The following is a 13,309-nucleotide window of genomic DNA, read 5'->3' as shown; positions in this document are numbered from 1 at the left end:
GGCGCATTGTACCCAAGAGTTAAGCAGTTGCGACCTTATCGCTCTGGGGCTACTCTAAGCCGCGCAAAGCAACCGACAAAACAGAGCCTATGGAACCTTTAGCCTACGGCAGCTGGCCATCCACCATCAGCGCCGAACAGTTAGTCGCCCAAAGTTTGCGCCTGGCCGAACCGAGGCTCGATGGCGAGTACATCTATTGGCTGGAGTCGCGCCCCGCCGAAAAAGGCCGCAACTGCATCGTGCGGGCCCGCCCAGGCCAGGCGCCCGAAGACCTGCTACCTCAGCCACTCAACGCCCGTTCCAAAGCCAATGAATATGGCGGCGGCTGCTACTGTGTTGCCGATGGCGTGGTCTATTTTGTGCTGGCCGACGATCAGCGCATCTATCGCCTCAATACCAATGACCCCCAGCCGCTACCTGTGGTTATTTCGCCCGAAGGCGACTATCGCTATGGCGATCTGGCCTTCGATGCCGGCCGCCAAAGATTACTGGCGGTGCGCGAAGATCACAGCAATCCGCGACAGGAGCCAGCGGCCAGCATCATCAGCTTGGACAACCAGGGCCGGGACTGCTTCACCCTGGTGGAAGGCAACGACTTCTACTCCTCTCCCAAACTCTCCCCTGACGGCAAATACCTGGCTTGGCTCTATTGGGATCACCCGGCCATGCCCTGGACCGACAGCAGCTGTGTGGTGGCGCAACTGCATGCCGACGGCACCGTGCAGGGCAGCCAAACCCTGTTGGGCAGCGGCGCAGGTGACCCGACCCAATCCCTGTTTCAACCCCAGTGGTCGCCCGACAACGAACTGTACATTATCAGTGATTGCGACAACTGGTGGCGTATCTACCATATTGAGAGCGATGGCGAATCGCCGCCCCTACCCGAACCGGTGCTGCACCACCCTCCCATCGATGCCGAATTTGCCACCCCCCAGTGGGTATTTGGGCTATCTACCTGGGGCTTTGTCGATGCCACCACCCTGTTCGCCAGCTTCAATCAGGACGGCATCAACCAGCTGTGCACCATTGACGTTACCAGTGGCCGCTGGTTGCGGCTCGATACCCCTTGGAGCGAATTCAGCGCCGTCGCCACGGCGCCAGGCAAAGCGGTGGTATTGGCGGCCAATTATCACCAGGCCGGCACTCTGGCGCTGTGGCAGGCCGACAACGGCGACCGCTGGCAAATCATTCGCAGCATCGATTCCGACCTGACCCCTGACCAACTCAGCCGTCCCCAGCCAATCAGCTTTGGTCCATTGGATCAAACCGCGCACGGCTTCTACTATCCGCCGTTCAACGGCAAAAACTGCGGCCTTTCCGACGAACAACCGCCACTGATCGTGCTTGCTCACGGCGGGCCTACCGGCCAAGCCAGCACCGCGTTTAATATCAAGATCCAATACTGGTGTTCGCGCGGATTCGCCGTGGTCGACGTCAACTACCGCGGCAGCACCGGCTATGGTCGGGATTTTCGATTGGCATTGAATGGTCGCTGGGGAGTCAGCGATGTGGAGGACGTCTGTCGTGCCGCCGATTACCTGGTGGAAAAGGGTCTGGCCGACCCCGATCGATTGGCGATAAAAGGCAGCAGTGCGGGCGGCTACACGGTATTGGCAGCTCTCACCTTCACCGATACCTTCAAAGCCGGCGCCAGCCTCTACGGCATTGGTGACCTGGAAACCTTGGCACGCGACACCCACAAATTTGAAGCCAAATATCTGGATTCACTGGTGGGGCCCTACCCGGAGAAGTTGAGCCTCTACCGGGCCCGCTCCCCGCTCTACCATGTCGAGCAGCTCAACTGTCCGGTGATCTTCTTCCAGGGCGACGAAGATAAGATTGTCCCACCCAACCAGGCCGAAACCATGGTACAGGCATTAACCGATAAGGGAGTGCCCGTCGCCTATGTGCTGTTTCAAGGTGAGGGCCACGGTTTTCGGCAGGGGGAAAATATCGTCCGCGCCATTGAGGCCGAACTCTACTTCTACAGCCAAATCTTCCACTTTCAACCCCATGAACCGCTAACACCAGTACACATTCGCAATCTAACCAAAGATCCAGTGGGCAGCTGACCTCAGCTGCTCATGCGCTTAACGGTTAAACACACACATGAGCGGCTGATAGCGGTTTATTATCAAAACTTGTTCACAATTCAGGCACTAAGCAGTGGCGGTTATGGCCACCTAAGGTGCATAACGCGGCAACCACGCTTGGTTGGCTTTAGCCACGCTAAGCTCGGCCGGAACCAAATTCAGAGGAGCCACCCATGAGTTACCCCATTACCGGGTCCTGCCAATGCGGCGGTGTAAAATACCGGCTGCTCTGCGCACCAGAGAAAGTGGTGGCCTGCCACTGCAAAGCGTGCCAAAAGCAATCAACCAGCGCTTTCAGCATCACCGCCTTTGTCAGTGCCGACGCCGTTGAATTTGAAGGCGAAATGCAGGAGTGGCGACGCACCGCCGACAGCGGCAATATCAACGCCGCCCGCTTCTGCCCAACCTGTGGCAATCGCATCTACCACTACAATCCCGAGCAACCCGATCAGATAAAGCTGAAACCGGCCAATCTGGACGATACCAGCATACTGCAACCGACCGCCCACATCTGGGTGAGCCAGAAGCAGTCCTGGTTTACCATCCCCGACGGGGTAATCGTCATGGACAAACAGGGGTAATAGTAAAATGGGGGTAGTGCATACACGGTCAAAGGCTTTACCATCCCACCCCGATTAGTAACCGGGCCTGCGAATAGTCTGGCTCTACCAACCAGCCCTACAGATACCAATAGGCAAATGCGCACCGCACTGATTACCGAAGATGGCTTTCGTGCCCTGAAAGATGAGCTGGAACACTTGTGGCGGGTGGAGCGCCCGGAGACTACCCAGAAAGTCTCCTGGGCGGCCAGCCTCGGGGATCGCAGTGAAAATGCCGATTACCAATACAATAAAAAGCGATTGCGCGAGATAGACCGCCGGGTGCGCTATTTGCGCAAACGTCTGGATGAATTGAGAGTGGTCAACTACGCCAAGCAGCAGGAAGGTAAAGTCTACTTCGGCGCTTGGGTCGAGATAGAAAACGAAGAGGGCGAAACAAAACGCTTTCGAATCGTTGGTTATGATGAAATCTTCAACACCCAGGACTACATCTCCATCGACTCACCCATGGCCAGGGCGCTGCTCGGCAAAACGGTCGATGACGAAATATCCGTTAGAACAGAGGCCGGTGAATTTTATTGGTACGTAAAATCGATAGCCTACCAATCACCAGCCAACCAGGAACAGGCTCAGCCATAGCGCAGCCAAGAACAGGCCCAACAGACAGTTGGGCAAACAGTAATGGCGATGGGCCAACAAAGCCTTTAAGCCAGAGGTGAAAATTCACCTCGAGCCACACGCCTTCAGCAAAACAACGGCGGCGAGCCAACCAGCGACGAGCACCGCCGCAAAGAGAGTGACAGTATGAGCAACCTCCAAAACAATTTACTCAACCTGGATGCCCTACAGGCCGCCCCTGTGGAACAGGAACCCTACCCCTTCTTTATTGTGGACCGGGCTCTGCAATCAGGCAGTGAAGCGAAGGTCATTGAAGATTTCCCCAACATCAATATGGGCGGCAGTTTCAATTTAAGTGACGTCTCTTACGGCCCCAACTTCAAGCTGCTATTGGACTCCCTGGACACCCCCGAATTCCGGAAAATATTGTGCGACAAATTTGATGTCGACGTTATGGATTTGCCCATGATGATCACACTGCGCGGCTTTTCCCGGCAGAAAGACGGGCGTATCCACTCCGACTCCAAAACCAAGGTGTTGACCATTCTGATCTACATGAACGAAGATTGGCCAGCCGAAACCGGTCGCTTGCGGGTACTGCGCAGTCAAACCGACATGAACGACTACACCGCCGAGGTCACCCCGGGCCCGGGTACCCTGTTCGCTTTTAAAGTGACCGACAACGGCTGGCATGGCTACCCGAGCTTTGAAGGCAAACGGCAGTCCATTCAAATAAATTTTCTGACCAACACCACCGCCAACGCCAAACACCAATTTTTCCACGGCTTAAGTGCGATGTGGAAAAAGCTCAAACACAAAAGCGCCGATGACGACTATTAAAACGGGCAACGGCTCACTGTTACTGAGCGTCTGAATTCATCGTTCCCGGCTTTAGTTACCTGGTTTTAGAAAGCTGTTTGTGGGCAACCATGTTTTGGTAACTGGCCGGGCAGTTTCAGTTTTTTGACTCAGTTCGATCCTCAATAAACTTTGATGTACCAATATGATCACTAACCTAGCTCAACTCTCCCCCAACCAGCGTTATCACACCATCACCCAGTGTTTAGTTCCGCGGCCCGTGGCTTGGGTTATTTCAGAAAACAGCGACAGCAGCTTGAATCTGGCACCCTTCTCCTACTTTGGCGGCGTCGCCAGTGATCCACCACTACTGATGCTCTCCATTGGCAAGAAGCCCGACGGCACTATCAAAGACACGCGCAAAAATATTATCGAACGCAACCACTTTGTGGTTCATATCGCCCACCGGGAATTGGCACCAGCCGTTACCGAAAGCTCTCGCACTCGCAACTATGGCGAATCTGAAATCAGTGCCCAAAATTTGCAGACGGTGGCGTTTGATGGCTTTCCGTTGCCGCGTCTAAACGACTGCCGAGTGGCCTTTGGCTGCGAATGCTATCGAGTGGAGGAGATTACCGAGACCCAGGCGATGATATTGGGAGAGATTAAGCTGGTTTATATCGACGATGCCATCGTTCAACAGGATGGCAACCGCTTGACCGTAAATGCAGAAGCACTGGATCCGATCGCCCGCCTGGGCGGCAACGACTACGCGCTGATGGGTGGCATCACCACCGTTGCCCGGCCCAAATAGCCACTAGCGGTGGCGAAACATTAAACCCTGCTGCTGGTAGGCGCGCACACTCACCCCGAAACTGCCATCGGGGTGCACAGTGCGGATGAGATAGTCACGGCTCAGCTTGCCCTGTTCAACCAGCGCTAAATCGAGCACTTTTTCATTAATCGGCGCTTTATTGGCATCGCGCAGGAGCACAATCTTAGGCAACTGCCGATAGCGTTGGTTAGTCTCAAATACCAAACCAACCTCGCCATTAACCAGCTCCACCAAACTGCCCGGTGGGTACAAGCCGATGGTTTTCAGGAATTGCTCGGCCAGCTCGCCGTCAAACTGCGTGCCCCGGGCCCGGTAGATATTCTTCAATGCCTCGGTTGAGGTCATTGCCCGGCCATAACAGCGGTCTGCCGTCATCGCATCAAAGGCATCAACGATGGCAATAATACGTGCGTACCGGGAGATATTGCTGTCCTTAAGGCCGCGCGGATAACCGCTGCCATCGAGACGTTCATGGTGAGCCCAGGCTACGTCCACCGCCTGCGCGGCACCGCTGCCTGCGGACATCAACAGGTTGCGGCCATACACGGTGTGGCGCTGTATCTGTTTAAATTCCTGGGGGGTTAACTTGCCTGGCTTGTTGAGCACCTCCGGCGGCACTCGCATCTTGCCGACATCGTGCAACAGGCCGCAAATACCGATATCGTGCAGCTCCTCTTCGGTGTAGCCCAGTTGCCGGCCGAAGGCGATGGCCAGGATGCAGACATTTAAACAGTGTTCGCTGGTGTACTCGTCCTGGCTGCGTATTTTTGATAACCACATGAGCGCATCGGAATTACGCAAGACACTGTTAACACATTCGTTAACGGTCTCCTTGGCCTGGCGGGTATTAATGACAGAGGTTAGGCGCGCTTCATCCAGTAATGATTTGGTGATGCGTCGGGCTTCGCGGTAAACCCCCAGAACATGGTTGGTCTCTTCGCTAAAACCCACCTGATTAACAAAGATATTCTTTTTGTTCGCAGCCGGGCTGGCTGATTGCAAACGCTGATTACCAACCCAGTGCTCTTCTACCGCATCGACCCATACGTACTGGCAGTGTTCGGCAACCACTTCAATATCGGCCATGGATTCAACCATAAAGCCCTGTAATAGAAAGGGGGTCTCCAGCCAATCCCGATCCAACTTGCAAATCCACATACCGATTTGCAGCTCCGAGACATGGATTTTGTGGCTGCGCCGTTCAGAGACAAATCGACCACTACTGGGAGTTTTTGCACCCATTGTTTCCCCACCAATACATTCAATTATCCTTAAAGCCGGCCACGCTGTGCTTCCTTGCCTGCAGCAACAGTTCGTCACTATAAAGTCGCCACTGCACCACCTGCGTTAACAGGCGCGGCAGTGGCGGTGTAATCAGTAGTGACGAGCGTTCGGCGGTAGCCGGATATAATTGGTTGGTGAGATTACTTGTCTACAACGTCAACAATTGCTCGGGCAACATAATTCATATTCTTGGAATTCAGTCCACAGATGCTGATCCGACTCGAATCCACCATGTAAATACTATAGGCGGTTTTGAGCTGTTCTACCTGGGATTTGCTCAAACCCAGGAAGGAAAACATCCCCTGCTGCGCTTCTATAAAACTAAAATCTCTAGAACAGCCTAAATTTTTGAGCTCTTGTACTAAGGCACTACGTAAACTCTTAATGCGATCGCGCATCTGTCCCAACTCCTCTTGCCACTTTTGACGCAACTGGGTATCGGCCAGAACCGTCTCCACCAGAGCAGCACCATGGGCTGGGGGCATAGAGTAGATGGTGCGGGCGATGTTCATCATCTGCCCATTGACAGTGGCTACCAAATTGGGATCTTTAACAACAATGGAAACACTGCCGACCCGCTCCCGATAGAGGCCAAAGTTTTTCGAAAAGGAGTTAGCAACAACTAATTCAGGCAGCTGTTCAGCCATATAGCGAATACCATAGGCGTCGGCCTCTAAGCTCTGACCAAAACCCTGGTAGGCCATATCAATGAAGGGTATGAAACCGTTCTTTTTCGCCAGCTCCGTCACCGCCTGCCACTGTGCTTCACTCAAATCAGCGCCGCTGGGGTTGTGACAGCAGGCATGGATCAAAACCAGATCGCCGGCCTCGGCCTCAGCTAAGGCCGCGAGCATCTGCTCAAACGGTATGCTATTGCTGTTTTGGTCGTAGTAGGGATATTGGCAGAAACCCAGACCCGAGCTGCCGAGTAACGCCGAGTGATTAGGCCAGCTCGGGTCGCTGATCCAGATCCGCGCCGAGGAGTTAGCCCGCTTAATTAGCTCTGCCGCCACGCGCAGGGAGCCACAACCGCCGGTGCCCTGGATGGTGACAACCCGCTGCTGCTGTAAGGCCGGGTGGCCACTGCCGAATACCAGATCATTCACCAACCCGATAAACCTCGGCGTTCCGCCGGCAGGCAGGTAGGCTTTGGACTGTTCAGTATCAAAGTATTGACGTTCGGCTTCCTTCACGGCCGCCAACACGGGTGTATTTCCAGATTCATCCTTGAACACGCCAACACCGAGATCCACCTTGTTGAGGTTGGTATCTGCACGGCACTCCACCGTGAGCCCCAAAATTGGGTCAGCGGGTAAGGTTGGCAATAATTCAAACATAGTTACATCTCCGAGCATTCAGCACAGCTAATATAGACACTCACGTAGCCCGGCCCAGGCCAGGCTACGGCGCCCTGACAAAAAAGAGGCAGGCATTTTTCACAAAAAGCCGCTCATGTTAAGCATTTTTTAAAACTGCTTCTATCATTAGAGGGTATGGTTCAAGAAATGGAAGACCGCGAATGTCTTTGACTATCGAAATAGATGATTACGATCGAAAGATTCTACGAGCACTGCAGGAAAATGCTGACTACTCAATGGCCGAATTGGGCGAAAAAGTTGGTCTCTCGCACACCCCCTGCTGGCGCCGCATAAAAAGGCTGGAAGCGGATGGCGTTATTCGAGGCCGGGTAACACTACTGGAGGCCCAAAAACTCGACCTGGGCGTTAGTGTACATGCTTATATCACCAACAAGAGCCACGAAGAGGAGTCGCTCGCCGCTTTTGAACGGGCGGTAATGGACCTGGACGAAGTGGTTGAATGCTACTCAACCAGCGGCGAAAAAGACTACCTGTTGCGCATCATCGTGAACAGCGTCGACCACTATGAAAAACTGCTAAAACACAAGTTGGTCAACCTGCCGAACGTCGCTTCGGTGAATTCCATCTTTGCCCTCAAACAAGTGAAATTCACCACCGAACTACCTATCTGAACCCGGCCGGGCTTGAACGCTTAGTTCAAGCCCCCGAGGCACATGTACTTCAATTCCAAATAGTCGTCGATACCGTACTTGGAGCCTTCACGGCCGGAGCCTGACTCTTTTATGCCGCCAAAGGGAGCCATTTCGTTGGAGATGATCCCTTCATTGACGCCGACAATACCGTACTCCAATGCCTCACCCACCCGGAAGATACGACCCAGGTCTTTGGTGTAGAAATAGGAGGCCAAACCGAATTCGGTATCGTTGGCCATGGCAATGGCATCGGCTTCGGTCTCAAACTTAAAGAGCGGTGCCACCGGGCCAAAAATCTCTTCGCGGAACACGCGCATGCTGTCGTTAACGTCGGTGAGAATGGTCGGCTCATAGAAACAGGCTCCAAGGTCGGAGCGTTTGCCGCCGATAATCGCTTTGCCACCGTGGGCGATAGCATCATCCACCATAGCCGCCACATCATTGGCTGCCCCTTCGTTGATCAACGGGCCGTGGGTAACCCCCTCGGCGACACCGTCACCCAGCTTGAATTCAGAAACCGCCTTGGCCAGCTTGGCCGCAAACGCATCGTAGACCCCGGCCTGTACCAGAATACGGTTGGAACAGACACAGGTCTGACCGGAGTTGCGGTATTTGGAAGCCAGAGTACCGGCTACGGCGGCATCCAGATCGGCATCATCAAAGACGATCAGCGGAGCGTTGCCACCGAGCTCCATGGAGGTCTTCTTCACGGTTTCGGTGCACTGCGCCATCAGCACCTTGCCCACCGGGGTGGAGCCGGTGAAGGTCACTTTGCGCACCAGCGGATTGGAGGTCATCTCACCACCGATATCCCGTGAGCTCTTACCAACCACGACATTGAATACACCTGGCGGAATACCGGCCTCTTCCGCCAAAGCCGCCAAGGCCAGCGCCGACAGTGGTGTCTCTTTGGCGGGCTTACAGACAAAGGTACAGCCAGCCGCCAGGGCTGGGCCCGCTTTACGGGTAATCATGGCGTTGGGGAAATTCCAAGGGGTGATCGCTGCAACCACCCCCACCGGTTGTTTGATCACCAGCAGGCGCTTATCCGATGACGGGGCCGGGATAATATCGCCGTCGATACGCTTGGCCTGTTCGGCAAACCACTCAATGTAGTTGGCACCGTAGGCGATCTCGCCGGCCGCTTCTGCCAAAGGCTTACCCTGCTCGACAGTGAGGATTTTGGCCAGATCCTGTTGGTTGGCCATCATCAGGTTGAACCAGGCACGCAACAGATTGGCGCGCTCCTTGGCAGGTTTTTTCGACCAAACGGCCATCGCATCCTTGGCCGCCTGAATCGCCTGGCGGGTTTCATCGACGCCCAAACTGGCAATCTCGCAGATCACCTCGCCCGTTGCCGGGTTGGTCACTGCCAGGGTATCGCCGTTGTCAGCGTCCACCCATTTGCCATTAATGTATGACTGGCAGCGAAGCAGTTCTGGTCTGTTGAGGTCGATCATAGTGTTCTCCTAAGTGGGCAGCGAGGACGACTCTCTCTGGAGTCTCTGATTTTGCCCTTGTCATTCAAAGGGTTAAGGCAGGCGGAATACCAAAACCACTACCGGTGAGGGCTGCAAATTAGCATAGGGCGCCGCCTTTTTCACCCTTGCAGCGCTGCAAAATATGCTCGCGCATCGCTTTCGCGGCACTCGAGAGGGTGTAGCGCTTACGCACCACCAGGCCAATACTACGGGAAAGCACTGGCGCACTGAGCGGCCGATAGACAACATCGACATCCAGCCGGGTATCAACACACATACGCGGTACGGCACTGACCCCCACCCCCAGCGCCACTAGCCGCTTTATGGTGGCCAGCTGATTCACTTCCACCTCGACCCCCAAACTCAAATCGTGTTCAGCCAGCATGTCATCGATATAGGCGCGCACGTTGGAGGGTGGTGCCAGCGCTACCATTGGGTAATTCTGTAGCGCCTGCCAGGTGATCTCCGTCTGCTCACAGAGCGCATGCCCCACTGGCAGCAGCGCCACCATCTCGTCGCTGAACAACTCGGTAAATTCCAGATCATCGGTAACCGCCGGCTTGAAACATATGCCCAGCTCCACCCGCCCGGCCCGGGTCATCTCCAGTACCGACTCATTCAACACATCATGCAAGGAGATTTTAATGTTGGGGAATTTGCTGCGGAAGTCGGCCAGGGCCTCAGGCAGCCTCGCCTCAGCGAATGAGGGCATGGCGGCGATGCTCAAACGGCCTCGAGCCAGGGTAAACAGATCACTGATATCGCCCAGGGTCTGGTCCCAGTCGGCCAGCAAGCGCTTAGCCATCGGCAACAGGCGCTCCCCTTCCGGAGTCAATGAAACGGCCCGGGTGGAGCGGGTGAACAGTGCCCCGCCCAGCGCATCTTCCAGGTTTTTGATGCTGATACTGAGCGCCGGTTGCGACAGATGGATCCGCTCACACGCCTCGGCAAAGCTTTGGCTTTGAGCCACAGCCACAAACGCACTTAACTGTTTAATGGATACATTCATCGCGGCTCCAGCATTGGTATGGGAGAATGGACAATTGTTTTACTTTATAAATTAATCTTTATATTTTTTCTAATTGATAAATATAACCAAATCAGCAAAACTCTGTTCGGTTAGATGGAATGCGCCCGCTCCAGGGGGCATGGTGAGTGGCCAAGAAACTGATAAACAACGTGCCACCGCATCTTCACTTAATAATCAATACATCCCATTCGACACTGTCATTCACTAGGAGGCGGCATGTCTGGTTTTGATAAGGTAGTGCACAGCTACGAAGAAGCCATGGCCGGTCTGACGGATAACATGACCATACTCGCCGGCGGGTTTGGTCTTTGTGGTATCCCCGAGGGCTGCATAAAGCAAATAAAGAAAATGGGCGTTAAAGGCCTGACCATAGTCTCTAACAACTGTGGTGTTGACGGTTTCGGGCTGGGCATTCTGCTCGAAGATATGCAGATTAAAAAGATGATCTCCTCCTATGTGGGTGAGAACGCACTGTTCGAGAAACAGCTGCTCTCCGGCGAGCTGGAGGTGGAGCTTACACCGCAAGGCACTCTGGCCGAAAAAATGCGCGCTGGCGGTGCTGGTATTCCAGCCTTCTACACCGCAACTGGCTTTGGTACCCCCGTTGGCGAACACAAAGAGTCACGCGAATTTAATGGCCGCCACTACATTTTGGAGGAGTCCATCACCGGTGACTTCGCCATAGTCAAAGGTTGGAAGGCCGACCGTTACGGCAATGTGGTCTACCGCCATACCGCCCAGAACTTTAACCCCATGGCCGCTACCGCCGGCAAAATTACCGTGGTTGAGGTGGAGGAGATCGTCGAACCCGGCGAGCTGGATCCAGCCCATGTACACACCCCCGGCATCTACGTTAACCGCGTGATCAAAGGCACCTTTGAGAAGCGCATCGAACAACGCACCGTTCGTGCAGGTTAGGAGGCAGTCATGGCACTATCAAGAGAACAGATCGCTCAACGAGTCGCCCGCGAACTGCAGGACGGCTACTACGTAAACCTCGGTATTGGTATCCCTACTCTGGTCGCCAACTATGTCCCGGAAGGCATGGAGGTGATGCTGCAGTCGGAAAACGGCCTTCTCGGCATGGGCCCTTTCCCGACCGAAGCCGAACTCGACGCTGATATGATCAACGCCGGTAAGCAGACCGTCACCGCGATTAAAGGAGCGTCCATCTTCTCCTCGGCAGAATCCTTCGCCATGATTCGCGGCGGCCACGTCGACCTGACCGTGCTCGGCGCCTTCGAGGTCGATGTGCACGGTAACATCGCCTCTTGGATGATTCCCGGCAAACTGGTGAAAGGGATGGGGGGCGCGATGGATCTGGTGGCCGGTGCCGACAATATTATCGTCACCATGACCCACGCCAGTAAGCATGGCGAATCCAAGTTGTTAAAGCATTGCACCCTCCCCCTAACCGGAGCGGCCTGCATTAACAAGGTGTTAACCGACTTGGCCTATCTCGAAATCAAAGACGAGAAGTTCTGGTTAAAAGAGCGGGCGCCGGGCGTTTCCGTGGATGAAATCGTGGCTAAAACCGCCGGTGAACTGGTCGTGCCCGAGGTAGTCCCCGAAATCGAGTTTTAAAATTTACTCTTGGTATCAACCCGAACTCAAACGGGTTGATACCAAGCTCCTCCGGGCTTAAAAAGCTCCGGCACGCCCCTGATATATCCCCACCACTATCCCACCACTATCCCACCACTATCCCCACCACCCTCCTCACCACCCTCCCCACCGCTCGATGCAGGCGCACCCTATTCGGCAGTGACGCACTCTTGTGCACCGCGCCAGTACCAGGCCATCGCTTTGCTGGCACAGCTCACCAACATCGTTGGCCACGTTCGTCCCCCTGACGGCAGAACCACCGATTCTGCCGTTTAATTTGTTCACAGTACCTTGCAGCACAGCCATCAACACAAAAGATTCATTTATTTTGCATGTTAATGCTAAGATTGGCACTCGGCTTGCTCCAAAGCAGACAGCTGAAAGCAAGCTGACCATAGCACTCTGACCAAATACCCAAAGCCATGAACCTGGGCTAGTCAGTCGACTGTGAACTGACCCGCTACCGGCGGCACTGCTGTCAATAGCACCAATGGTCGCGAGCGCTAGCTGCGGATTCACCGCTTGGATCACTGGGCCAGAGCATAAAACTAAAAACGTTACACAACACAGCCCTCGGGAGATCACCATGTTTGGCCTATTTAAAAAGAAAAAGGACGTTGAAAAGTCAGTATTTGAAAAGCTCGGCGGAGCCGCTGCTATCGACGCAGCGGTGGATATTTTCTATCGCAAAGTATTAGCCGACGATCGTATTAGCCATTTCTTCGACAGCGTCGACATGGCTAACCAACACGCTAAACAGAAAGCCTTTTTGACCATGGCGTTTGGCGGGCCCAATGCCTACACTGGCAAGGATATGCGCGAGGCACACAAGCACCTGAGTTTAACCGAGGAGCACTTCGGCGCGGTGGCCGAGGCGTTGGTGGGTACCCTGCAAGAGCTGAAAGTGCCTCAGGCCGATATCGATGCTGTGGTCACTATCGCCGTCAGTGTCAAAGATGATGTATTGAACCGTTAATGCCATTGGCAGCTAAGG

13 protein-coding genes are annotated in these 13,309 nt (G+C 54.5%); 9 read left to right on the top strand and 4 right to left on the bottom strand.

Features of this window, described 5'->3' with window-relative positions; genetic code table 11:
• Positions 1–89: 89 nt before the first annotated feature.
• The 5 genes from SBL51_RS18660 to SBL51_RS18640 all read left to right on the top strand — a co-directional run bounded on the left by SBL51_RS18660 (position 90) and on the right by SBL51_RS18640 (position 4,883).
• Complete coding sequence (locus tag SBL51_RS18660; RefSeq protein ID WP_317932635.1) at positions 90–2,072, top strand: S9 family peptidase; 1,983 nt, start codon at positions 90–92, stop codon at positions 2,070–2,072.
• 194 nt (positions 2,073–2,266) lie between these two features.
• Positions 2,267–2,674 carry a GFA family protein gene (locus tag SBL51_RS18655; protein WP_317932634.1) on the top strand — a complete coding sequence of 136 codons (408 nt, stop codon included), beginning with the start codon at positions 2,267–2,269 and terminating at the stop codon, positions 2,672–2,674.
• 117 nt (positions 2,675–2,791) lie between these two features.
• Positions 2,792–3,292: a transcription elongation factor GreB gene (gene greB, locus SBL51_RS18650; RefSeq protein WP_317932633.1), complete on the top strand. Its 501-nt coding sequence runs from the start codon at positions 2,792–2,794 to the stop codon at positions 3,290–3,292.
• Between the two features lie 165 nt (positions 3,293–3,457).
• Positions 3,458–4,111, top strand: coding sequence for a 2OG-Fe(II) oxygenase (locus SBL51_RS18645; RefSeq protein ID WP_317932632.1), 654 nt, complete (start codon positions 3,458–3,460; stop codon positions 4,109–4,111).
• Between the two features lie 163 nt (positions 4,112–4,274).
• Positions 4,275–4,883, top strand: a complete 609-nt coding sequence (locus tag SBL51_RS18640) for a flavin reductase family protein (protein ID WP_317932631.1) — start codon at positions 4,275–4,277, stop codon at positions 4,881–4,883.
• Positions 4,884–4,886: 3 nt separating this feature from the next.
• Here SBL51_RS18640 and SBL51_RS18635 read toward each other — a convergent pair whose 3' ends face one another.
• Both SBL51_RS18635 and SBL51_RS18630 read right to left on the bottom strand, forming a co-directional pair.
• Complete coding sequence (locus SBL51_RS18635) at positions 4,887–6,146, bottom strand: HD-GYP domain-containing protein (RefSeq protein WP_317932630.1); 1,260 nt, start codon at positions 6,144–6,146, stop codon at positions 4,887–4,889.
• 182 nt (positions 6,147–6,328) lie between these two features.
• Positions 6,329–7,525, bottom strand: coding sequence for an amino acid aminotransferase (locus SBL51_RS18630; protein ID WP_317932629.1), 1,197 nt, complete (start codon positions 7,523–7,525; stop codon positions 6,329–6,331).
• Between the two features lie 182 nt (positions 7,526–7,707).
• Between SBL51_RS18630 and SBL51_RS18625 the strand changes: the two genes are divergently transcribed.
• Positions 7,708–8,178 carry an Lrp/AsnC family transcriptional regulator gene (locus tag SBL51_RS18625; protein WP_411860500.1) on the top strand — a complete coding sequence of 157 codons (471 nt, stop codon included), beginning with the start codon at positions 7,708–7,710 and terminating at the stop codon, positions 8,176–8,178.
• 20 nt (positions 8,179–8,198) lie between these two features.
• Here SBL51_RS18625 and SBL51_RS18620 read toward each other — a convergent pair whose 3' ends face one another.
• Together SBL51_RS18620 and SBL51_RS18615 are read right to left on the bottom strand one after the other, a co-directional pair.
• Positions 8,199–9,659, bottom strand: coding sequence for an NAD-dependent succinate-semialdehyde dehydrogenase (locus SBL51_RS18620; protein WP_317932628.1), 1,461 nt, complete (start codon positions 9,657–9,659; stop codon positions 8,199–8,201).
• A 118-nt stretch (positions 9,660–9,777) separates the two neighbouring features.
• The gene (locus tag SBL51_RS18615; protein ID WP_317932627.1) at positions 9,778–10,689 is read right to left on the bottom strand and encodes a LysR family transcriptional regulator; all 912 of its coding nucleotides are present in this window, start codon (positions 10,687–10,689) and stop codon (positions 9,778–9,780) included.
• 237 nt (positions 10,690–10,926) lie between these two features.
• On the opposite strand from SBL51_RS18615, the gene SBL51_RS18610 reads away from it, so the two are divergent.
• The 3 genes from SBL51_RS18610 (at position 10,927) to SBL51_RS18600 (ending at position 13,291) form a co-directional block, all read left to right on the top strand.
• The gene (locus SBL51_RS18610; RefSeq protein ID WP_317932626.1) at positions 10,927–11,628 is read left to right on the top strand and encodes a CoA transferase subunit A; all 702 of its coding nucleotides are present in this window, start codon (positions 10,927–10,929) and stop codon (positions 11,626–11,628) included.
• Positions 11,629–11,637: 9 nt separating this feature from the next.
• Positions 11,638–12,294, top strand: coding sequence for a CoA transferase subunit B (locus SBL51_RS18605; RefSeq protein WP_317932625.1), 657 nt, complete (start codon positions 11,638–11,640; stop codon positions 12,292–12,294).
• A 607-nt stretch (positions 12,295–12,901) separates the two neighbouring features.
• Positions 12,902–13,291, top strand: a complete 390-nt coding sequence (locus SBL51_RS18600; RefSeq protein ID WP_317932624.1) for a group 1 truncated hemoglobin — start codon at positions 12,902–12,904, stop codon at positions 13,289–13,291.
• Positions 13,292–13,309 lie beyond the last annotated feature (18 nt).

Source organism: Halioxenophilus sp. WMMB6, assembly GCF_033283405.1.
In the GTDB taxonomy this organism is placed as follows: Bacteria; Pseudomonadota; Gammaproteobacteria; order Pseudomonadales; family Cellvibrionaceae; genus Halioxenophilus.
The sequence above is the reverse complement of the archived record's forward strand: the minus strand, read 5'-3'. Positions and strand labels throughout refer to the sequence as shown.

What these genes read in the sequence shown, in the direction of transcription:
- SBL51_RS18660 (WP_317932635.1), top strand. Translation starts at nt 90, where the DNA reads ATGGAACCTTTAGCCTACGGCAGCTGGCCATCCACCATCAGCGCCGAA.
- SBL51_RS18655 (WP_317932634.1), top strand. Translation starts at nt 2,267, where the DNA reads ATGAGTTACCCCATTACCGGGTCCTGCCAATGCGGCGGTGTAAAATAC.
- greB (WP_317932633.1), top strand. Translation starts at nt 2,792, where the DNA reads ATGCGCACCGCACTGATTACCGAAGATGGCTTTCGTGCCCTGAAAGAT.
- SBL51_RS18645 (WP_317932632.1), top strand. Translation starts at nt 3,458, where the DNA reads ATGAGCAACCTCCAAAACAATTTACTCAACCTGGATGCCCTACAGGCC.
- SBL51_RS18640 (WP_317932631.1), top strand. Translation starts at nt 4,275, where the DNA reads ATGATCACTAACCTAGCTCAACTCTCCCCCAACCAGCGTTATCACACC.
- SBL51_RS18635 (WP_317932630.1), bottom strand. Translation starts at nt 6,146, where the DNA reads ATGGGTGCAAAAACTCCCAGTAGTGGTCGATTTGTCTCTGAACGGCGC.
- SBL51_RS18630 (WP_317932629.1), bottom strand. Translation starts at nt 7,525, where the DNA reads ATGTTTGAATTATTGCCAACCTTACCCGCTGACCCAATTTTGGGGCTC.
- SBL51_RS18625 (WP_411860500.1), top strand. Translation starts at nt 7,708, where the DNA reads ATGTCTTTGACTATCGAAATAGATGATTACGATCGAAAGATTCTACGA.
- SBL51_RS18620 (WP_317932628.1), bottom strand. Translation starts at nt 9,659, where the DNA reads ATGATCGACCTCAACAGACCAGAACTGCTTCGCTGCCAGTCATACATT.
- SBL51_RS18615 (WP_317932627.1), bottom strand. Translation starts at nt 10,689, where the DNA reads ATGAATGTATCCATTAAACAGTTAAGTGCGTTTGTGGCTGTGGCTCAA.
- SBL51_RS18610 (WP_317932626.1), top strand. Translation starts at nt 10,927, where the DNA reads ATGTCTGGTTTTGATAAGGTAGTGCACAGCTACGAAGAAGCCATGGCC.
- SBL51_RS18605 (WP_317932625.1), top strand. Translation starts at nt 11,638, where the DNA reads ATGGCACTATCAAGAGAACAGATCGCTCAACGAGTCGCCCGCGAACTG.
- SBL51_RS18600 (WP_317932624.1), top strand. Translation starts at nt 12,902, where the DNA reads ATGTTTGGCCTATTTAAAAAGAAAAAGGACGTTGAAAAGTCAGTATTT.